General features: G+C 47.4%; 19 protein-coding genes and 1 riboswitch. Of the genes, 5 read left to right on the forward strand and 14 right to left on the reverse strand.

Annotated features, from left to right (window positions below):
* Positions 1 to 120 precede the first annotated feature (120 nt).
* Positions 121 to 1485 (forward strand): putative bifunctional diguanylate cyclase/phosphodiesterase, encoded by a 1365-nt coding sequence (locus tag AC58P7_RS12880; RefSeq protein WP_497343366.1) that lies wholly within the window; start codon positions 121 to 123, stop codon positions 1483 to 1485.
* On the opposite strand, the gene AC58P7_RS12885 is transcribed toward AC58P7_RS12880, so the two are convergent.
* From AC58P7_RS12885 to zwf, 4 genes are all read right to left on the reverse strand, one after another.
* Positions 1480 to 2274 carry a YheC/YheD family protein gene (locus AC58P7_RS12885; protein ID WP_497343368.1) on the reverse strand — a complete coding sequence of 265 codons (795 nt, stop codon included), beginning with the start codon at positions 2272 to 2274 and terminating at the stop codon, positions 1480 to 1482. The genes AC58P7_RS12880 and AC58P7_RS12885 overlap by 6 nt on opposite strands.
* A 170-nt stretch (positions 2275 to 2444) precedes the next feature.
* Positions 2445 to 4028 (reverse strand): peptide chain release factor 3, encoded by a 1584-nt coding sequence (locus tag AC58P7_RS12890; protein ID WP_497343370.1) that lies wholly within the window; start codon positions 4026 to 4028, stop codon positions 2445 to 2447.
* Positions 4029 to 4074: 46 nt separating this feature from the next.
* Positions 4075 to 5148 (reverse strand): metallophosphoesterase family protein, encoded by a 1074-nt coding sequence (locus AC58P7_RS12895; RefSeq protein WP_497343372.1) that lies wholly within the window; start codon positions 5146 to 5148, stop codon positions 4075 to 4077.
* Between the two features lie 169 nt (positions 5149 to 5317).
* Entirely contained in the window at positions 5318 to 6853 is a 1536-nt protein-coding gene (gene zwf / locus AC58P7_RS12900; RefSeq protein ID WP_497343373.1) for a glucose-6-phosphate dehydrogenase, read from the reverse strand.
* 191 nt (positions 6854 to 7044) lie between these two features.
* Here zwf and AC58P7_RS12905 point away from each other — a divergent pair, with 191 nt between their 5' ends.
* Positions 7045 to 7425, forward strand: coding sequence for a hypothetical protein (locus tag AC58P7_RS12905; RefSeq protein WP_497343375.1), 381 nt, complete (start codon positions 7045 to 7047; stop codon positions 7423 to 7425).
* 68 nt (positions 7426 to 7493) lie between these two features.
* On the opposite strand, the gene AC58P7_RS12910 is transcribed toward AC58P7_RS12905, so the two are convergent.
* A complete protein-coding gene (locus tag AC58P7_RS12910) occupies positions 7494 to 7940 on the reverse strand; it encodes a GNAT family N-acetyltransferase (RefSeq protein WP_497343377.1) in 447 nt (148 codons plus the stop codon).
* Positions 7941 to 8070: 130 nt separating this feature from the next.
* On the opposite strand from AC58P7_RS12910, the gene AC58P7_RS12915 reads away from it, so the two are divergent.
* Entirely contained in the window at positions 8071 to 8793 is a 723-nt protein-coding gene (locus AC58P7_RS12915; protein ID WP_497343379.1) for a hypothetical protein, read from the forward strand.
* A 151-nt stretch (positions 8794 to 8944) separates the two neighbouring features.
* On the opposite strand, the gene lepB is transcribed toward AC58P7_RS12915, so the two are convergent.
* From lepB to AC58P7_RS12940, 5 genes are all read right to left on the reverse strand, one after another.
* Positions 8945 to 9493, reverse strand: coding sequence for a signal peptidase I (lepB, locus tag AC58P7_RS12920; RefSeq protein WP_497343381.1), 549 nt, complete (start codon positions 9491 to 9493; stop codon positions 8945 to 8947).
* 18 nt (positions 9494 to 9511) lie between these two features.
* On the reverse strand, positions 9512 to 10159 hold the full coding sequence (locus tag AC58P7_RS12925) for a response regulator transcription factor (RefSeq protein WP_497343383.1): 648 nt from the start codon (positions 10157 to 10159) through the stop codon (positions 9512 to 9514).
* 26 nt (positions 10160 to 10185) lie between these two features.
* A complete protein-coding gene (locus AC58P7_RS12930) occupies positions 10186 to 11250 on the reverse strand; it encodes a sensor histidine kinase (protein WP_497343385.1) in 1065 nt (354 codons plus the stop codon).
* Between the two features lie 122 nt (positions 11251 to 11372).
* Positions 11373 to 12035 (reverse strand): cell wall-active antibiotics response protein LiaF, encoded by a 663-nt coding sequence (liaF, locus tag AC58P7_RS12935; RefSeq protein WP_497343387.1) that lies wholly within the window; start codon positions 12033 to 12035, stop codon positions 11373 to 11375.
* 130 nt (positions 12036 to 12165) lie between these two features.
* A complete protein-coding gene (locus AC58P7_RS12940; protein ID WP_497343389.1) occupies positions 12166 to 12822 on the reverse strand; it encodes a PspA/IM30 family protein in 657 nt (218 codons plus the stop codon).
* 155 nt (positions 12823 to 12977) lie between these two features.
* Positions 12978 to 13129: riboswitch (cyclic di-AMP (ydaO/yuaA leader) on the forward strand.
* 5 nt (positions 13130 to 13134) lie between these two features.
* Here AC58P7_RS12940 and AC58P7_RS12945 point away from each other — a divergent pair.
* On the forward strand, positions 13135 to 13926 hold the full coding sequence (locus tag AC58P7_RS12945; RefSeq protein ID WP_497343391.1) for a stalk domain-containing protein: 792 nt from the start codon (positions 13135 to 13137) through the stop codon (positions 13924 to 13926).
* Positions 13927 to 14092: 166 nt separating this feature from the next.
* Positions 14093 to 14197, forward strand: a complete 105-nt coding sequence (locus AC58P7_RS12950; protein WP_497343393.1) for a YjcZ family sporulation protein — start codon at positions 14093 to 14095, stop codon at positions 14195 to 14197.
* Between the two features lie 90 nt (positions 14198 to 14287).
* On the opposite strand, the gene eutC is transcribed toward AC58P7_RS12950, so the two are convergent.
* From eutC to AC58P7_RS12970, 4 genes are all read right to left on the reverse strand, one after another.
* Positions 14288 to 14980, reverse strand: coding sequence for an ethanolamine ammonia-lyase subunit EutC (gene eutC, locus AC58P7_RS12955; RefSeq protein WP_497343395.1), 693 nt, complete (start codon positions 14978 to 14980; stop codon positions 14288 to 14290).
* Positions 14973 to 16355, reverse strand: coding sequence for an ethanolamine ammonia-lyase subunit EutB (locus tag AC58P7_RS12960; protein ID WP_497343397.1), 1383 nt, complete (start codon positions 16353 to 16355; stop codon positions 14973 to 14975). Before AC58P7_RS12960 ends, eutC begins: the two co-directional genes overlap by 8 nt.
* Positions 16352 to 17842 (reverse strand): ethanolamine ammonia-lyase reactivating factor EutA, encoded by a 1491-nt coding sequence (locus AC58P7_RS12965; protein ID WP_497343398.1) that lies wholly within the window; start codon positions 17840 to 17842, stop codon positions 16352 to 16354. The genes AC58P7_RS12960 and AC58P7_RS12965 overlap by 4 nt, the downstream gene beginning before the upstream one ends.
* Positions 17843 to 17961: 119 nt before the next feature.
* Positions 17962 to 19215, reverse strand: a complete 1254-nt coding sequence (locus tag AC58P7_RS12970) for a molybdopterin molybdotransferase MoeA (protein ID WP_497343400.1) — start codon at positions 19213 to 19215, stop codon at positions 17962 to 17964.
* Between the last annotated feature and the right edge of the window lie 18 nt (positions 19216 to 19233).

Here is a 19233-nt window from a genome sequence, read left to right on the forward strand (position 1 = left end):
ACATGAAAATAATGACCATTTTTTGTCATAAAAGCAAACTCTTAATATTGTCTATCTCCTCTCCGCGCTTTATGATAAAGAGTATTGGGACAACAATGAGATGGGAATGAGTGATAGCAAATGAAAGCAATCTGGCGCCATCTTCACTTCGCTGCGTCAACAACGATCGAAGCTCTCAAGAGCAGGTCACTGATCACTCGTCTTTACACTCGTGGGCAGCTCCTATCACAATTAGGGCTTGCTGTTCAGAAGCATTATACCGCACCAACTTCTCAGGTTCGTGCGCTTCTTGTTTTCGATATTGATCGTTTTCGCCAGGTGAATTTCTCACTCGGATACGCATGCGGAGATCATTTATTACAAGAATTAAACCGCCGATTGAAGTTAATCGATCAAATCGATCTTGCTGTTCGATCGGGTGATGATGAATATACCCTGCTTCTGCGGGCAAGTACCCAGGAACAACTTCAAGTTACACTTGGGCGTGTTCAACATGTATTTGCTTCCCCATTTACCTATCAGGGACAGGACTGCTTTTTAAGCGCAAGCTTCGGTCTAAGTGCCCTTACGATAACACCTAAGACGATTGCGCAAGCCTTCCAGCAAGCCGAACAAGCACTTCTAGTTGCCAAACAAACAGGCAAGAATAAACTCATTACCTTTCAATCTTCACTTGTACAACCACGTTTCACTAGACAAATTCAGATGGAAACCGACCTTAGAAAAGCGATCGCAGAGAATCAGCTTTTGTTATACTACCAACCTCGTCTTGAGCTATCAACAGGTCGAATTATTTGCCTCGAAGCCTTAGTGCGTTGGAATCATCCCACACATGGCATGATTGCACCTGCCGATTTCATTCCATTGGCTGAGGAATCCGGTCTTATTTTGCCACTTGGTGAATGGGTACTGCGTGAAGCCTGTCTTCAGAAAGCGCGATGGTTGGCCGAAAATAAACTCGATTATCAGGTTGCCGTCAATATTTCGCCCTGCCAGTTTCAAGATGAACATTTTGCAGATAAAGCTATTCACATTATTGAGCAAACTGGTATTCATCCATCCTATTTGGAGTTCGAAATTACCGAGAGTTCGATTATGCAAAATATGGAGAAAACAATCGCTGTCCTTGATAAGCTTTGCTCCAAAGGCATTTCCATCTCCATCGATGATTTTGGAATTGGTTATTCGTCCCTGAATTACTTGAAGGAATTTCCTATTCATTGCCTCAAAATTGACCGTTCTTTCGTGAAAAATATACAGTGCAATTCCAATGACTGGGCCATTACTAATGCCATTATCCACCTTGGCCATGCCCTCAATATCCAAGTCGTCGCCGAAGGGGTTGAGGATGTAGGGCAGCTTAATATTCTTAAAGAAACCACCTGTACGACGATTCAAGGCTTCTTACTCAGCCCTCCTATTTCTGCCTATGACATCGAACAAGCCTTCCATATGTACGACAACAAACCGGTTATGATCTCATAACCGGCCGTATGCTTTCGCGTATCTTCTTATTTTGGCAAAAATCCGCTTATCACTTAACCTCCGAAAAATAAAGGGATCTGGACTTGTATTCACTTCTAGAATCCATGGATTCAGATCCTTATCGATGGCGACATCGACACCAATCTCTTTAACCCCTTTATAGCGCGCGTTAATCGCCTTAGCCACCTGTATCCCCATCACATGCAGCTGCTTCACATACCCGTTCCTCTCACTAGGAGGCAAATACGTCTTCAATAGCGTATCCACCGATTTCAAGGTACCGCCGTTGTGAAAGTTCGTCACAATCTTCTTAGGATGCGCCACTCGGCCGATAACCCCTGTTGTCTCCCATTTGCGGGAAGGCGTTTGTTGTACCATGACACGAAGATCAAAGCGGTTCCCCTTATAGGTCAACAAATGAATACCTTTCTGTACTAAATAGCGTTGCTTCCTAGTCACCTTTAGGAGGGATGCGAACATGTCAGCGAATGTTTTGAACCTTTTGAGCGTGACCCCAGATTGGTAGGAATAGGGCCGTTCTGCATCTTCCCCTGCTAATTCGATACGGATCACACCGTTCCCGAACATCCCTTTATTGGGTTTGACATAGACCATTTTATATTGATTGAGCATTTCTTGTAAGGTTGCTGAAGTCATGCGTTTGGTGCTTGGCACATACTTGCGAAGTGATTCATTCGACTCGACGGCCATGGTTTTTCCAATTTTGCTGCTTACGTATCTTGCCCTATTCAAGCGTAGCGGTTTCTTTGTACTCTTCTTTATGCTCATCTTTATGCTCATCTTTGTACTCTTCTTTATGCTCATCTTCATACCTAGCCTCCAGCTTCGAATTCACCCCAATCTAGTGTATGAAGGCAATCGTTCGTTGGCGACTATCACGCGAAAGAAGAGGCTGCCCTGAAAATCAATCAGGAGAGCCTCTTCGTGGTGTCTTGCTATTAAGGCGCACTCGTTAAGAACTGTGCACTTGGGTTTTTATCAATGGAAGAGCGCAGCGCATATTCACTCTCGAATAAGCCAACGAAATTCCCCTTCTTATCTTTAACCAGCTGCGAATTAATCCGGAATTTGCTCGGATCGATTTTATCATCAATGATCCAACGTGCGAACTGATAATTCTGACGCTGCAAAAGAATATCTACGCCATATTCCGATTTCATTCGATGCTCCAGTACTTCGAATTGAAGTTGACCAACGACACCAAGAATCATGTCCTCGAACCCAATCGTTGTGAAGACTTGGATCATCCCTTCCTCGGTTAATTGATCGATCCCTTTAAGAAACTGCTTTTGCTTCAAGGCATTCTTAATGGATACCTTACTGAATAACTCCGGCGAGAAGGTCGGAAGCTCATCGAAGACGACTTCTTCACCTTCACTTAAAGAATCGCCAATCCGGAATATACCTGGATCGAACAGACCAATGATATCCCCTGGGAACGCCTCTTCCACGATATCACGATCTTGTGCAAGAAACTGCTGCGGCTGAGCAAGCTTAATGTCTTTGCCTAGTCTTACATGCTTGACGGACATTCCACGTTCGAACTTACCAGAGACGATACGTAAGAAAGCTACGCGGTCACGGTGAGCCGGGTTCATATTGGCTTGAATTTTAAACACATAACCCGAGAACTTCTCTCTCGTCGGCTCGATCACACCTGCTGTACTTGTGCGCGGCTCTGGCTGTGGCGCTAGTTGCAAGAAATTCTCAAGGAACGTCTGTACACCGAAATTGTTAACAGCACTTCCGAAGAAGACAGGCGTAAGCTCACCCTTCATGACTTTTTCCATATCAAAAGGATCCCCAGCAACATCCAGCAGCTCGATATCTCCGCACAATTGCTTGTGGAGGAATTCGCCAGCGATTTGCTTCACTAATGGATCTTCTACGCCATCCACCTTACGGACTTCAATATCCTTATGATCATCGCCTTGGTAGAGCTCCAATTGCGATTTCCCACGATCGTAAACACCACAGAATTGCTTCCCTGAACCGATTGGCCAGTTCATAGGATAAGAACGAATACCGAGCACTTCTTCAAGCTCTTCTAACAGCTCGAACGGATCACGGCCCTCACGGTCCAATTTGTTGATGAATGTGAAAATGGGAATGCCGCGCATCCGACATACTTGGAAGAGCTTCTTCGTCTGTGTCTCGACCCCTTTGGCGACGTCGATCAACATCACAGCACTATCCGCGGCTGTCAGCGTACGGTATGTGTCTTCACTAAAATCTTGGTGACCTGGTGTATCCAGAATGTTCACGCGGTGGCCTTCATAGTCGAACTGCATAACGCTTGACGTTACGGAGATACCACGCTGTTTCTCAATCTCCATCCAGTCCGATGTAGCATGTTTACTAGCTTTACGGCCTTTAACCGTTCCGGCTAGGCGAATGGCGCCCCCGAATAGAAGCAGTTTCTCTGTCAGGGTTGTTTTCCCGGCATCCGGGTGAGAAATAATCGCAAACGTCCGTCGTTTAGCGACTTCCGTTTCGAGAATTTTAGTGAGTTGCGTTTTCATGTGTTCGTTTATTCCCTTCTTCTTTTACATATAGATGACTTCGGAATCAAGCGTGCGCTTTTTCCAATGGAACGCTCCAATTCGCTTCTTCAATGAAGGTGCGATTGCTGAATTCCCTGCCGCGTACAACAACTTTATCCGCAAATACTTGCACATAAATACCCTGAGCTTTATTCATCGCACTTTGCTGGTACGCCCGATTCAGCGTTCTCCCGACAGAAGCATTATGGAAATAATGGAATGTTTCCTGCACATAATGCGGTGTCCCATTCTGGAAATCCTGATGGCGATGGCCGCAGAAGACGAAAACATTTTTGTAAGGCTTCAACGTTTCGCGGAACTGAATCGCCCGAATGAGCTGGTGCGTAGCACCATCGGTGCCAACAGGAGGCAGCGGCTGATGCGTCATCACAAACAGGGGTCTTCCTGGCTTATATAAATTGCCCATTCTTCCTTTGAACCAAGCCATTTGCTCATCTGAGTACCATGCACCTTCACCCACTTCGGGCTTCTCTTGCACGTAAGCTTCTTGCGATAGGAGCACAATAGAATGTCCTTTTGCCGTAAAATCATTATAAATGGACGTGTAGCCCATAAACTTCTTGAACTGTTCTCTACTTTGAGCATCACTCTTGCCATTTGGGACTGCATCCTGATCCCAGCTATTCGCCTTATTAATCCAAATCGTGTAATAATCATGATTCCCCATATTCCCGTGAATGGGAGGGAGCTTATAATCATTTAAGATTGCACGTAATGCCTTATAGTCAATCTCGGTCCCCGTATCAGTCAAATCTCCGGTCAACATAATCGCATCCACAGGGCCATCGAAATGCGTGACATCATCCAATGCTTGCCTCAGCTTCTTATTGGGAAGTGAATCACCCGAAGAAACATGAAGATCACTGAGGATAAAAAAGGACATTAACGGGCCTTGAGGCAGTGGTTCCCCCGACGGTTCCGGGCTTGTTTGAGGAGGCTCTGCAGTTGCTAGCGGTGCCACAGCAGTCTGTTCCTCGGGTATGAATTTTTTCTTAACCAACAGACTAAACCAAGCACTTAACCCTACTAATACAGCCCCAATGGCGAGCAGCCATCGCACAAACGCTCTTCGTGACATCGACGCACCTCAAGTGTATAAAATAAAACTGGCTATATGCACTAGTATACCACAAATGGTGTCATATACGTCGTCCAGACTAAGAGGCATAATGCGATTCTTTACTGATTTGCATCTGCATGAAAAAAACCAACAGGCCAATACGCCTGTTGGATGAGCCACCGATTATTTAAGCCAAAACGGTTGTTTTCTGAACAGCTTCCCAATCGACTTCCCCTTCATTCTGACCGTTAATTGGCCACCACTTAAATCCATCCTCACTCAGGAGCTTCACTGCTTCTTCTGGACCCCATGAGCCAGCAGGATAGTGTTTGAGATCTTCTGTCTGCTCGCCCCATGCAGCCGCAATGCGATCCACATAAGACCAAGCAAGCGCAACTTCATCCCAACGCGTAAAGTACGTTGAATCTCCGCGAGTCGCATCGTACAGCAAGCGCTCGTAAGCTTCAGGCGTATTGATCCCGATTTGGCAGCTTTGGCAGAAGTCCATCGCTACCGGCACGATTACACCCTCAGAACCAGGCTGCTTCGCGTTCATTTTCAAATAGATGCCTTCCATAGGGTTCACACGGAACACGAGCAGGTTCGGCTCTAACTCATGCTTTTTAGCCAAGTAGACGTTGTTCGGGATGTTCTTGAATTCCACAACGACCTCGGTCGTTTTGACCGGCAGCCTTTTACCCGTACGAATGTAGAATGGCACACCCGCCCAGCGGAAATTATCCACGTGTACACGCGCAGCAAAGTATGTTTCCGTCGTCGATTGCGGATTCACGGAATCCTCTTCACGGTAAGCAGGCAGCGCTTTGCCTTTGGCAGTGCCGCTAGCGTATTGACCGCGAATCACATTCGCGCGCACATCGTCGCCATCTTCGAACAAACGCAGGGAACGAAGTACCTTGACCTTCTCATCACGAATATCTTCCGGATGCAAGCGGCTAGGCGGTTCCATCGCCATCATCATCAGCATTTGCAGCATATGATTCTGACCCATATCGCGAAGAGCTCCTGAGTGGTCATAGTAACCGCCACGCTCTTCAACACCGACAGTTTCACTCAATGTGATCTGGATGTTCGCTATGTATTTATTGTTCCAGAGCGGCTCAAAGAAGGCGTTCGCGAAACGAACGAACTCAATATTTTGAACCATTTCTTTCCCAAGGTAATGATCGATACGGTAAATATCCTTCTCTTCGAACACTTGACGAAGTTGTCCATTCAATCGCTCAGCCGATGGCAAATCATAACCAAATGGTTTTTCAATGACAAGACGGTGCCAGCCCTCTGTTTTCAGCAAGCCGCCTTCACTTAAATTGTACGAAACATTGCCGAACAACTCAGGCGCCAGTGCCAAGTAGAATAAACGGTTACCGCCAGTTTGGTACTTCTCGTCCAATTTGGCTGTCAGAGCATTCAGTTCATGGAAGCCTGCCACATTGTTAATGTCGAGTGACATATACTCAAAACGCTGGGCAAATTTCTCCCATTCCGCAGCGTCCGTATTCTTGTAACGAGCGAAATCTTGAATCGAATTTTTCACGTCTTCGCGAAATTGCTCATTACTGCGTGGTCTACGAGCCAGACCGACTACCGCAAAATTATCCCCCAATTTGCCTTCACGATACAGGCTATAAAAGGCAGGAAACAGTTTTCTTTTGGCTAAATCACCCGTTGCACCGAAAATAAAAAACACAGCTCCACTCATCTATGCATCATTCTTTCTCTTTTAGAATTAGTTAATATGCTTAGCATACCTAAAATTGTCAAGCTATTCAACTTTTCTGTCTACTTTAACTCATAACATTTTCTTATGAGAAACTAGACATTCGTCTATACCGAAGCTTTCTGCATGGCATAGGCTAACAGTACATACCAATACGGAGGTGCCTCCTAGTCATGCAACCCATTCACCCGATCACCGAAAAAAACTGCAGAACTCTTGTGGGTAAGCCAGTTCTTCTCTACTTAAATAATGGTTTTGAATTGTATGGGATCGTCAGTCGCGTTGAGAAAAACAAACTCATCTTAAACGATAATCAACAAGCTCAATTCAAATCCACTTCTAAGAGCACGAAGCCAACGTTAACGAAAAAGGGGAAAAAGAAGTCAGTCCAGTCGGATACAGCAACACAAATGACAACGCCAGATCAGCTTTCATCCTTCGGCCTGCCTCTTTTTGGCGGCCTGGCACAAGGATCCCTGCCAGCTCGAAGGCCCACTGGACCTGTGGACATTCAGATCGACTACATTGCCGCTATGTTTAGCGAAACAAATTAAACGGCTCCCCCCCCCCTCTGGACAGAAACAAAGGCTGTCGATGTAAGGATCATCTACAGCCTATTTTCTTATCGCTTTATTCGTTTACTCATACGATAACAGCTAAGTTCAGGAACGTAGTTGTCAATTTTATAGCCTCTTTTGCTGTAAAATCGAATCGCTTTTGGGTTGCTGTCATCGACAAACAGTTCAACCGACTGACAACGCTCACTAAGCCCGTAGTTTTCCGCAGCCTTCATCAGCGTGTGTCCAATGCCTTTCCCTTGCTCACGCGGATCTACGGCCAGCATATCAATGAAGAGCATGCTGGATTTGCGCATGACCGAGATGAAGCCATAGGGCCGTTTATACCCTTTTGCTATGACGAAAGTTTTGTTTCCGTTCAACCGCTTACGTATCTCAGAAAAGGTGACCGAAGTACCTGACTCATACATTCTAGAAAAAGGCACTAATTGTTCTACAACTAATCGATATATAGCAGCGTCGTCAATGGTTGCCAAACGTTTGCGTATCACATGGCACCGCCTCCACAAGAAGCAATAATGCTATCTTATGTCGGTGATCCTGTAATTGACCCCACAAGTACCAATTTACCCCAGTCTATGCAAGTGATATACTTAACGTATGTGAAATGAGGTGACCTTCATGATCAATGCTTATCCGTCCATTATGGCTGTGAACAGGTATCAAACCCACAAGGATTATTACCGTGTAGGGGCTGTAAGTGCGATTTCCGGAGGTAAGTCGAATACGACTCGGCGAATACTGGATCTGCCATTTGAGGAACTCGCCTACAAACAATTCGCACAATCTGCTGCCAAAGACGTGGCCAGCTTCGTTAAATCTACAGAGAACGTCAAACAATCGGCTCAGACGCTCGTCAACACGAGTCTTGCTTCAAGCGCTGACTCATCTATTTCCTACGCTCCAACCAAAGAGTCTCAATCCAACATCACCCAGAAGATTCAAGACTTCATTCATACATATAATGACTTGCAAGATCAGCTAGGAGACTCACCCGACTACGTAAGTCATGCCCTTCTTCAAGGTCTAGAGGGAGCCGCTCAGCCCAACTCACTGCAGGATCTTGGCATCACGAAGCAGGATGACGGAAAGTTGATCCTGCAAGCGGATGTCCTCGAAGGGAGCAAGAGCCGGACATTTGGCGTTGACCGCAAAAGCTTAAACCAATTGACCAACTTCGCAAGCTCACTGGTGAGCACGATTGATCAGCTGCAGCAGCTGCCTTCCGCTTCACTGTTCCAATTATCTTCATCTCCACTCAAGCCGTATGGTCAGTATCAATCGCAGCTTGAGGCGTATTTGCCCGTTCCAATGCGTGGCTTGTTATTGGATGCGAAGATGTGAGATATGTAGACGACTCCTCGATGCGCAAGGTGATCTTGCAGCCGTTGTAAGTCGGCTAGGTACAAAGCTCTGTCTTATATGAAATCCCCTATAACAAAGAGGCGATCTCCGAAGTAGAATCATCTACTGGTGAGATCGCCTCTTTCAACATTTAAAACAGCTTTTTACCTAACACATGGTCAATCGGAATGAAACCAATGACCCGGCTATCCATACTATTATTCCGATTATCCCCCATTACGAAAATATGATCGTCTGGGACCGTCCACTTCTTGTTCCCATTCGCTCTCATTTCCTCGTTGATGTAGGACTCGTTCAATAGCTCGCCATTGCGGTACATTTGATTATCCTTAAGCTCCAGTTGATCCCCTGGCTTACCAATCACACGCTTGATCCACACATGTTTATCATCACCACGGACGAATAAGCTGAGCAATGGGCTGTCCAACAAATCATTTTTAAAAGTCCGTTTCATATCCACCCTAGAGTCGATAATGACGATATCCTCATAGTTAGGTTCGTAATGAAAGGTATGTGAAAGCTTGGAAACATACACCCTTTGACTGTCGTGCAGCGTTGGATCCATCGAATGCCCGCTAACTCTCGTCGATTGGAATACAAATACACCAAGAAATACGACTAAAACAAAGGAAATGGCAATGGAACCAAACCAGCTCCAAATCTGTTTGACTACATTCAACCTGATCGCTCCCTCGCGTTATTCCGCTAGCCCGTGTTTGAAAGCATAGATCGCCGCTTGTGTGCGATCTTCTACACCAAGCTTGGCTAGTACATTGGTGACGTGGAATTTCACCGTCTTCACACCTATGAATAAATCATCTGCCAGCTCTTGATTGGATTTGCCCTTCGCAATCAAGCGAAGCACTTCCATCTCGCGGTCCGTTAACTCTTCATGCGGTTCCGCTACTGGCTTCGGTTGACGGAACCGGTTCATAATTTTCGAAGCAACCTGTGATTCCAGAATGGATTGCCCTTTGGCCGCGGCTCTAATCGCTTGCGCGATTTCGGAGGCTCTCGAGGTTTTCAACAAATAGCTGAAGGCACCCGCTTCAATCACTGGATACATTTTCTCATCATCTAAGAAGCTCGTCAACACAATGACCTTACACTCCGGGTATAATTGCAGTAATTTTCTTGTCGTTTCAATCCCATCCATACCTTCCATGACTAGATCCATCAGGACCACATCGGGACGATATTCTTGGGCTAGCCGAATGCCATCCTGACCATTGCTCGCTTCGCCAACAACCTCTATGCCATCTTCCGTTCCAAGTACAGCCGCAAGTCCGATTCTGACCATTTCATGATCATCGACAAGTAGTACTTTGATTAAGGTGTCGTCCATTCGATTCTCCCTCTCTATGTACAATGCTAATTTTCGATCAGTTGAGGATCGCTATCTAGTATAGGTACCCGAATCTCAATCCGAGTGCCTCGGTCAGGTGCCGTAATGATATCGACTGAACCGCCTATTTCGTTCACACGTTCCTTCATGGACACGATGCCATAGGAAGTCAACTTCTTCGCATCCAAAAGGAACCCAACGCCATCATCGCGGATCACTAATCGAATGCCATCCGAACGGTGTAGCAGCTTCACTTCCAACTTATTTGCCTTAGAATGACGCAGCGCATTCGAAAGCGCCTCTTGTACAATTCGAAATAAATGATCTTCGATGCCTTTGTTTAAGCGGATTTCTTCATCCATATCCCAAGAAATGGCCATCGGAACCTTAGCTGCAAGCTCTTTTAAGAGCTCAACAAGACCCTCGGACAATCGTTTTCCTTCCAAATGGATCGGTCTTAGATGCAGCAATAATGCGCGCATTTCGGATTGAGCGACAGAAGCCATCTCTTCGATGAGATGAATTTGCCGCTTCGCTTTCTCGAAATCTTTGTCCAACGTCCGTCCTACGGCTGTTGCTGTCATCGAGATCGCAAACAATTGCTGGCTTACCGCATCATGCAGCTCGCGTGCCAACCGCTGGCGCTCTTCAATGACCGCAGATAGCTTCGCTTTCTCGGTAAGCTCAGCGTTACTATTTGACAGCCGTTGGAGAGAGGTCACTTGTTCTTCCCAGCGCTTCATAATCCGGCCAAGTTGCTCGCCCAAACGTCCGATCTCATCTTCCCCGTTCTCGAAGCCTTCTCGGGCAAACGTACCTTTTTCTAATAAAATCATCGTCTCCATCATAGGTTCAAGTCTGCGTGTAACTCTAGAGCTGTTCCAGTAACCGAACACTGCACCAATCACACCGAGTATCAGTAAGGCCATGAACGAGAACTTGACACCTTGCTGCCAGCTAGTAAAAGGCTCGATCAAATGTCTTGAATTCAAGAAGTACAGCATAGCTCCGAAAACAGCGAAGCTAAAGAGGATGGCTTCCCCCATGCTGCGCCATATCATATTCGTTAATCGTCGTTTGTAGCCGTCCAACTGGTGATGAACCTCCTCGAAATAAACGGCTACACCGTCCTCTTAGGACGGTCTCGTTTATCTATCTAAAAATATAGCCCGTGTAATATGTGAAACAAATACTTTCTTCTATTTCAAGAAAGTTACAATACTTTGACCTTGATATCTCCTACGATGAAAGAGAGAATGAGTTTCACCCGATGGTCGCCATGTTGATAATTCTCCGATTGCCAAACCACTTTGTTCATCACGCCTGACTCTCGTTGTTCAGCGATTTGAAGCTGACCGAGCATGACGGAAGCAGTAACGGAAACGCCGATATCATCGGGTACTTTTATATCAATATCACCTACAACGCCCTGTAGGATGACTGTTGTTTCCTTTTGTTCAAGAATAGCGAGCGAGAGATCAATGTACGTTTCTCCCACCAAGTACCATGTCGAGGTATTACGCATAATCCAAGGTTCACGGCCAAGGCGCACGCTATCGACGAGCTTTTGCTTTTGAATATACGTATCATCTTTATGAACCTGCTTCGATCGAATGAAAAATAAACCTAATGAAATCAACACAACGGCAATGACAATTGTGAGATGATCACCAAATAAAATGACGGCTCCAATCCCGATCAGCACATATCCCTTACGCTCTTTACGTGAACGAACGCGATGAATGCCCAGCAGAATAAGGATTACGGCCATAATGGGAAAAAAGCCTATGGTATGATCCAGAAGCAAAAAAACACCGGCTCCAATCAGCACAAGCGCTGTATTCCGGCTGCGGTTATTTTTCGTTTCCTCTCCCATCGATGCACCTCCTCTGGCTGCCATATCTCTTTCGTTCATACGATTCCTAGCATACCATAAGAATGGACGACCTCCAAGATGCAAATCCTTATGGCACAAGGCTTTGCTTCATGGAGGTCACGTTCAAAGGCTACTTCCTGCCGCGCGAGTCTCGCTCATCACGAGAACGCTGATCCTGCTGCCACTCGTGCTGCAGCTTGCTGCGCAGCGAGCGCAGCTCATGCTGAAGGTTGCCGCCGGCTTCCTTCAGCGTCTCCTTCGACAGGCGGCCCGCCACGCGGAGCCCCTGCAGCGCTTCCCGGCCAAGCTCGCGGCCGGTGACCTCCAGCTCGCGCCAGGTGTCGCGAGCCTCTTTCCCGTGCAGCCCGCCACGCGGCGGCTTCACATCCTCGGCTGCGTGCCCGGCACGCAGCACGCGCAGCTCCTCTGCGAGCGCCAGGCACAAGTCCTGGCTGCTCGCGTACTGCGCGCGGTAGTGTTCGCTCGCGGCTTCCTCGCGCAGCTTCTCTTGCAGCGCGAGCCGCGCTAGATCCTCTTCGCCGGCACGCATCGCCAGCTCGGCTTGTTCGCCGCGCAGCTTCGCCATCTCCTCAGCGCGGCCGATGTGCCCACGCAGCGTGATAGTCGCCTGCAGCGCCTCCTCATAGCGTGCTTCAAGCTCGGCAACGGTGCTGCCCTCATTGGCAGCGGGACTCGTTTTCCCGACGGCCTCCTGCCAGACGGATTCTGCCATTTTGCCAATACGGTCAAATATATTCGTAGGATCAACTTCCCGATGCTTATTCATGTCAATCGCCCCTCATCCCTTTATCATACTCCTATCGTAACGCAACGAAGCGATCGTCAAAACCGACTCCCGACTGTTTTTGAACCTAGACCTAAGTCTAGTATGTGAGGTGTCACCCATTATTTGGTCGTTGTTCAGGCTTACCTGCGATGATAAACTATTTGAAGCCGAGTCTAGTACATAAATAAGGTACTGGTACGGGGGACGAATTACTTGGGGTGAATATTTGCTTCAGCTTGGAGCAGACTAGGGAGAACCTTCTTCCCGAACCCGTCAACTAACCTCGAAGGCTCATGAAGGAGGATATACCAATTGAATAAGCTTACAAAAGGGTTAACTAGCCTTGCTGTTTCGCTGACAGTACTGGCAGGAGGCTTTCTTTCCCCATTTACGGCACATGCTGCTGAGATGGAAGTGAAAGTGCAAGTCAATGATGAATTGATCCATTTCCCTGATGCGCAGCCATTTCTGGATGGCAATCACGCAACACAAGTTCCACTTCGCTTCGTAACGGAGAAACTTGGATACACAGTGAACTGGCAGAAAGATGGAAATCAAATCAAAGTAACACTCGAAAACAACAAACATACGATTACTTTAGTTTCGGGTCAAAAAGAAGCAAGTATTGATAATGCACCCATCACCTTGGATACCGCTTCTCAATACCAAAATGGGCGGGTATACGTGCCGCTTCGCTTCCTTTCCTCAGCTGCAGAAGTTCCTGTTCAATGGGATGCAAGCAGTAATCTAGCTATCTTAAATAAAGATGGCAAGTATCATGCACCAGACTATCAAGTATTCGAATCCACAGCTTATTCGGCAGATCCTTCTGAAAATGGCGGCTATGGAGCCTTTGATTATTTGGGTAATCCACTCGCAATCGGCACCGTTGCTGTTGATCCATCCGTAATTCCACTTGGTTCGAAACTCTATATCGAAGGTTACTCCTTCGATGGGCTTCCTAAAGGCGGTATGTACGTGTATGCAACAGATACCGGCGGCGCCATTAAAGGAAATCGAATGGACATCTTTATTCCAGGTTCGAAGAGATCCTTACAAAGCTTTGGCATTCAGACAATTAAAGTGTACCAACTTTCCAATTAAAATGCAGAAAAAAGCTGCCTTGAGAATCCGCTCAAGCGCAGCTTTTTTCATGCCGTTTGGGTGAATGTTCCCATTGAATAAGGGCATTAGTCCAATCAACGCATATCCCCCCGTCATATGTTGTATAGTGTTTAACCCACATCAAATGAAAACCGGAGGGGATATTATGGCAGTTGCAGCTGGTTGTGGAACGCCAGGTTATGGAAGTTCTGCAGGCGTTATTCTTGTTCTTTATGTATTGTTGGTCATCATTCTTGCTACTTTCTACTAAGACCATTTCCCGCTAAACGATCTACTTTCAAATAGACCCGCTTGTTATAGCTTCTAGCGCTGAAGCTTAGCAGGCGGGCTTTATTATGTGTCACTTAAAATCGATTCCACTTGTTCGTTGGGTCAAAATCTGCTCAAGCATTCCCCCGATATGAGCGCCCGCTTCCATAGGTGGAGTTCCGCCTCGATGAATATTCGAAATAACCATGCGATCCGAGTCCGTTCTCCCCGTACTTGGCTTATAACACATATAAGCGCTTAACGATTCCGCTGTCACAAGGCCTGGCCTTTCGCCAATGAGCAGTACAAGACAGTCTGGCTTCAGCAAGTCCCCTATGGCATCCATACAGCCTACCCGTCCTCGATTTACATAAATCGTCGTTCCTGTCGTTAATCCTCGCAATCTTAAGGAATCCAGCAAAGCTGGGTAAAGATCACGCATATTCGCTTCAATACTCTTAGCGCTTAGCCCTTCGGATACCACGATTTGCACCTGCGGCGTATGCTGACATTTCACTAACAGTTCCTGCTTGCTCTCGGACTTCAGTACTCTCCCAAGCTGAGGGCGCTTCAGATACATATCCTTCGTTTCTGCACAGGAATCGACAATGAACCATCCCATTTCCGAGAGGAACGCTTGACTCACCTCGCTTTGTACCGCATCCACGGCACTGGCATGATCCCAAATAAATGTCAACAATTCACTCGTCAACGGTCGAGTCCCTGTTCGGGAAACACCAATGCGTGCCGGAGTTAAAGCTCTCATCGATGTAAGTTCATCCATCCTTCGCACCTCCTCGCCAGAATAGCCTAGGATCACCAGCGAGCGCACTTAGTGTTCCGTTAGACCATAAGCCCATGTCCTGCAGCCAATCTCGGAAAGCAGGTGATGGCGTACGCCCGAATAACTCTCGTAAAGTCGCAATATCATGATAGCCCAGTGATTGATAATTAAGCATGCAATCATCCGCCATGGGCACACCAATGAGGAAGTTTACATGGGCAGCAGCCAGCATGACCGCTAAGGAATCCATATCATTTTGATCAGCATTCATATGATTGGTATAGCACACATCCACTCCCATCGGGAGACCATGCATTTTGCCCATAAAATGGTCCTCAAGACCTGCGCGTATGACCTGCTTACTGTTGTATAAATACTCTGGACCGATGAAGCCCACCACCGTGTTAACTAGAAAAGGGTTATAGATCCTGGCTAAGCCGTAGCATCTCGCTTCCAACGTCACTTGGTCAATGCCATGGTGAGCTTCAGAAGACAGTTCTGAGCCCTGCCCCGTTTCAAAATACCACCGATGCGGCCCCGTCGCACTGCCCTCACTGTAGATTAAGGCATTCGCTTCATCGAGAAGCGCCTTATGAATGCCAAACGCACGATTGCCTTTTTCTGTTCCGGCCAAGCTCTGGAAAATAAGATCAGAGCTTGCTCCCTGCTTAATCGCCTCCATCTGTGTCGTCACATGAGCCAAGACACAATTTTGCGTTGGAATGCACCAGGTATCCATCACTTCCTTCGCGGCTTCCAGCAGCGCTTTGGTCGTGTGCGGGTGATCCGTCACTGGATTAATTCCAATAACCGCATCCCCAATACCATAACTAAGCGCTTCATACAGCGATGCTCGCATACCTTCCAATGAGTCAGTCGGATGATTCGGCTGCGCTCTGCTGCTCAGCGTACCCCTATGGCCAATCTCCGTGTTACATCGCGTTCGCACCTCAATGCGCGATGCCGCCTGAATGAGATCCAGATTCGTCATCATTTTGGCAACAGCGGCAATCATCTCGCTCGTAAGCCCCTTCGAAATACGGAGAAGCTCATCTCCTGTTGTGTCCGTCCGCAGAATATACTCGCGCAGTTCTGCCACGGACCACTGGCTAATAGATGCATATACTGCTTCATCGAGGCTCTCCTCGATGATTTTGGATACCTCATCATCTTCTGCTGGAAGTAGAGGATGATTTCGAATATCACACAGGAGAAGCTCAGCGAGAACAGCTTTGGCGGCGACCCTTTCCTTCCTATCCGAAGCGCCTACTCCTGCTAAATCATCCCCAGAACGCTCTTCATTCGACTTGCCGAACACTTCTTTTAAGCTCTTAAATGTGTAGACTTGGCCTCTCATTGACGTTTTCAATTTCATACGTTCACCTCGGAGGATTCGTTTGGAAATAGCAGCGTTTTTACGATCACGGGAATCGTACGATTGGCAATCAGCTCGCCAAGATCGATATAATCGCCAAAGCTCGGGTGAATGCCATCTATACATACGATACGCGGCTGTCCTTGGCATCCCAGCGAAAGCAGCTGGCCCAGCGCTTTGGCCATATCTTGATCGCAAAGGATAACCACAGTTTGTGAATATTTAAAATGGGAGGTTAACTGAGGGACTAGGTGACTCGCTAGATTCTGTAGCTGTTTATAGCTATAGGGATGTTCGGTTGTTAGAGCAATACCGAATGGCGACTGCTCGGATGATCCGTATAGTTGGATCGCTGCTTGGAACAGCACCTTCAGATCATCTGTTAGTATTGCCGTATCCTGATGTAGTTGGCACTTCAGGATTGGCACATTCCGAATGGGGAGCACATCTGCATCCACATGAATAGTTGAGCCACTGAGTTCTACACTCTGTAGACCCGCTCCCATGACCGTAGCACGCTGTGTTTGCCTGGCTCCCACCAGTACGAAGCCAAGTTCTGTCCAGGTATCTTTGATCGCTTGGGCAAGTAGTGGTCCGATATCGCCGTACTCTGTGATGTCCGCCATCTCCAGCCCAGTTGGGTATCGCATGAGCTCAGCAATACCTCCAGATAGCATCCACTCATCCGCTTGTGGAAGCTGTGAAGGGAAAGGCTCTAAGGACAGAAGCTCTGCCAGCTGAACGACTTCATTTGCGTCACCTGCTAAAAACGTACCTATCGCTAGAGCCATCCGTCTAGTTATTTCCTGAAGTTCATTGATGGGGGCTACCTGCCCTGGCTTAATTACAAGACCCTGATCAGTAAGCCAACTCCTAATGGCATCAGACACATATGTCACTGTCCCATCGGCTTGCAATCGAATGAGGCTTCCACCCATATGGAAGGTTGTTGTCGCGATAGGTATCCCATTCCGAAACCAAGCCACATTCGCTGTACCTCCGCCGATATCCATGTTGGCTACCGTGTTGTGAAGCATCAGTGAACGCTGGGCTGCGCCTGAACCTTTACCTGCCATGATGGCTTCCAAATCACTCCCCGCCGTTGCTACAACGAAAGTGCCAGCTTGCTCTGCAAGCCTATGGAGAAGGGCTTCGGCATTCGTTTTTGTCGCTGTCTCCCCCGTCATAATGACTGCTCCGCTGCCGATATCCGCAAACGTTACACCAGCACATTTGAGCTCAAATTCTAGAAGATTTGTTAACGCAACTGCATCTAGTGTGACAGGATCAAGTAAGGGCGTGCGGGAAATCGGACTCGCATACAAAAGCTTTCTTTCTATGATTTCATCTTGTGAAATCGTAAATGACGGACCTCGTTCTGTAATCGTAAGCCTACTAAGAACGAATTTCGTTGTACTGGTCCCGATATCGAGACCTATACTTGTGAGGAACGTTTCCTTCATACACATCCCGCTTTCCAGCCTCATATGGAAAAAGACGCTAGCAATGACCCTCCTGATTAGACGGTTTCTTGTTAGCGCCAAACTTGTGCCGATGTATATTTTTCATTCTTATCTACTGATAAAGTTATGAGTGCATTTGTTCACTAGTCACATGTCGAGTAAACCTTCACGCAGTCACCACGCTGAAATCCTTGCCCTCCTGCTGGAAGCCATATCAAGCAATCGGCATCTTTGATCGAGACCATGATACTTGACTTATCAATACCAGCTGGCCTGACCCATAAGGAGCTTGCTTCGACCCTTGTCGTCCCCCGTACATAACGCGGGTAGGCGGATGGTTTATCGTAAGAAACATCCAGAAATGCCGTAAACTCCTCAGGTGCACCATTCTGACTCCCCAGCATCGCTTTAATAAGCGGCTTGGCGAATAGCTCGAAGCCTACGAACGATGCCCCAGGATTACCGGATAGCGCCACTAGCAGCTTGCCTTTCCAAACCGCCGCACTCGTCGGTGTTCCTGGCCGCATGGCTACTTTGTTGAACAATAGCTTACCTTCGAATCGACCAAATAGATCGACAAGGACATCGTAATCGCCGACTGAAACACCACCAGAAGTCAGAATGAGATCGACATCAGAGAGAACCGCCTCTAGCGCACCCTTCACCTGTTCAACATCATCAGAGAGCGCCGGCATGATCATGGCTAATCCTCCGGCTGCTTCCACTTGTGCCGCCAACATGTAGCTGTTGCTATTACGTATTCTCCCAGGTTGTAACCCTTGTTCGACTTGTAACAGCTCTGAGCCAGTTGAAAAAATAGCCACCCTTGGCTTTCGGTACACCTCAACCGCTGAGAAACCGAAGGTCGCCAAGATCGCGGCTTCACCTGGACCAATGCGTGTCCCACGCGCTATGATGAATTCCCCCTCGGTAACTTCACCAGCTATAGGAGTAATATTACTAGCTGCTAATACATTTTTCTTAATCCTCACCTTGGCGTCATGAGACACTTGATCCTGCAACGAGTCCGTCATCTCCAGCATCACAACAGCATCCGCGCCATCTGGCACTGGTGCTCCCGTCATGATTCGAGCAGCTGTCCCTGTCTGAATGGTTTGCTGAGGCATGGTACCGCTTGGAATTCTTTCAATTACACGCAAGACAACGGGAACATCCGGTGTTGCTTCCGTGATATCCTCTGAACGAACGGCATACCCATCCACACCAGATCTGCGAAAATGAGGCACGGGATGGTCCGCATAAATATCCTTCGCCAGCCTTCTGCCAAAGGACATCGGCAACGAAACAGACTCCGTCTCTGTCGGTTCAACATATTCGTAAAGTGCGGCTCGTGCCTCTTCGACCGAGATCACGTTACGACCAAACCTAAGTTTCATCTCGCTGTTCATTTGCTT

This window comes from Paenibacillus sp. J22FR5, assembly GCF_059691975.1.

Bases quoted from the DNA above. Each gene is read 5' to 3' on its own strand.
- AC58P7_RS12960 (WP_497343397.1), bottom strand. From the start codon at position 16,355: ATGAAATTGAAAACGTCAATGAGAGGCCAAGTCTACACATTTAAGAGC.
- AC58P7_RS12885 (WP_497343368.1), bottom strand. From the start codon at position 2,274: ATGAGCATAAAGAAGAGTACAAAGAAACCGCTACGCTTGAATAGGGCA.
- AC58P7_RS12895 (WP_497343372.1), bottom strand. From the start codon at position 5,148: ATGTCACGAAGAGCGTTTGTGCGATGGCTGCTCGCCATTGGGGCTGTA.
- AC58P7_RS12950 (WP_497343393.1), top strand. From the start codon at position 14,093: ATGGCAGTTGCAGCTGGTTGTGGAACGCCAGGTTATGGAAGTTCTGCA.
- AC58P7_RS12940 (WP_497343389.1), bottom strand. From the start codon at position 12,822: ATGAATAAGCATCGGGAAGTTGATCCTACGAATATATTTGACCGTATT.
- AC58P7_RS12915 (WP_497343379.1), top strand. From the start codon at position 8,071: ATGATCAATGCTTATCCGTCCATTATGGCTGTGAACAGGTATCAAACC.
- eutC (WP_497343395.1), bottom strand. From the start codon at position 14,980: ATGGATGAACTTACATCGATGAGAGCTTTAACTCCGGCACGCATTGGT.
- AC58P7_RS12880 (WP_497343366.1), top strand. From the start codon at position 121: ATGAAAGCAATCTGGCGCCATCTTCACTTCGCTGCGTCAACAACGATC.
- liaF (WP_497343387.1), bottom strand. From the start codon at position 12,035: ATGGGAGAGGAAACGAAAAATAACCGCAGCCGGAATACAGCGCTTGTG.
- AC58P7_RS12890 (WP_497343370.1), bottom strand. From the start codon at position 4,028: ATGAAAACGCAACTCACTAAAATTCTCGAAACGGAAGTCGCTAAACGA.
- AC58P7_RS12905 (WP_497343375.1), top strand. From the start codon at position 7,045: ATGCAACCCATTCACCCGATCACCGAAAAAAACTGCAGAACTCTTGTG.
- AC58P7_RS12965 (WP_497343398.1), bottom strand. From the start codon at position 17,842: ATGAGGCTGGAAAGCGGGATGTGTATGAAGGAAACGTTCCTCACAAGT.
- AC58P7_RS12925 (WP_497343383.1), bottom strand. From the start codon at position 10,159: ATGGACGACACCTTAATCAAAGTACTACTTGTCGATGATCATGAAATG.
- zwf (WP_497343373.1), bottom strand. From the start codon at position 6,853: ATGAGTGGAGCTGTGTTTTTTATTTTCGGTGCAACGGGTGATTTAGCC.
- AC58P7_RS12970 (WP_497343400.1), bottom strand. From the start codon at position 19,215: ATGAAACTTAGGTTTGGTCGTAACGTGATCTCGGTCGAAGAGGCACGA.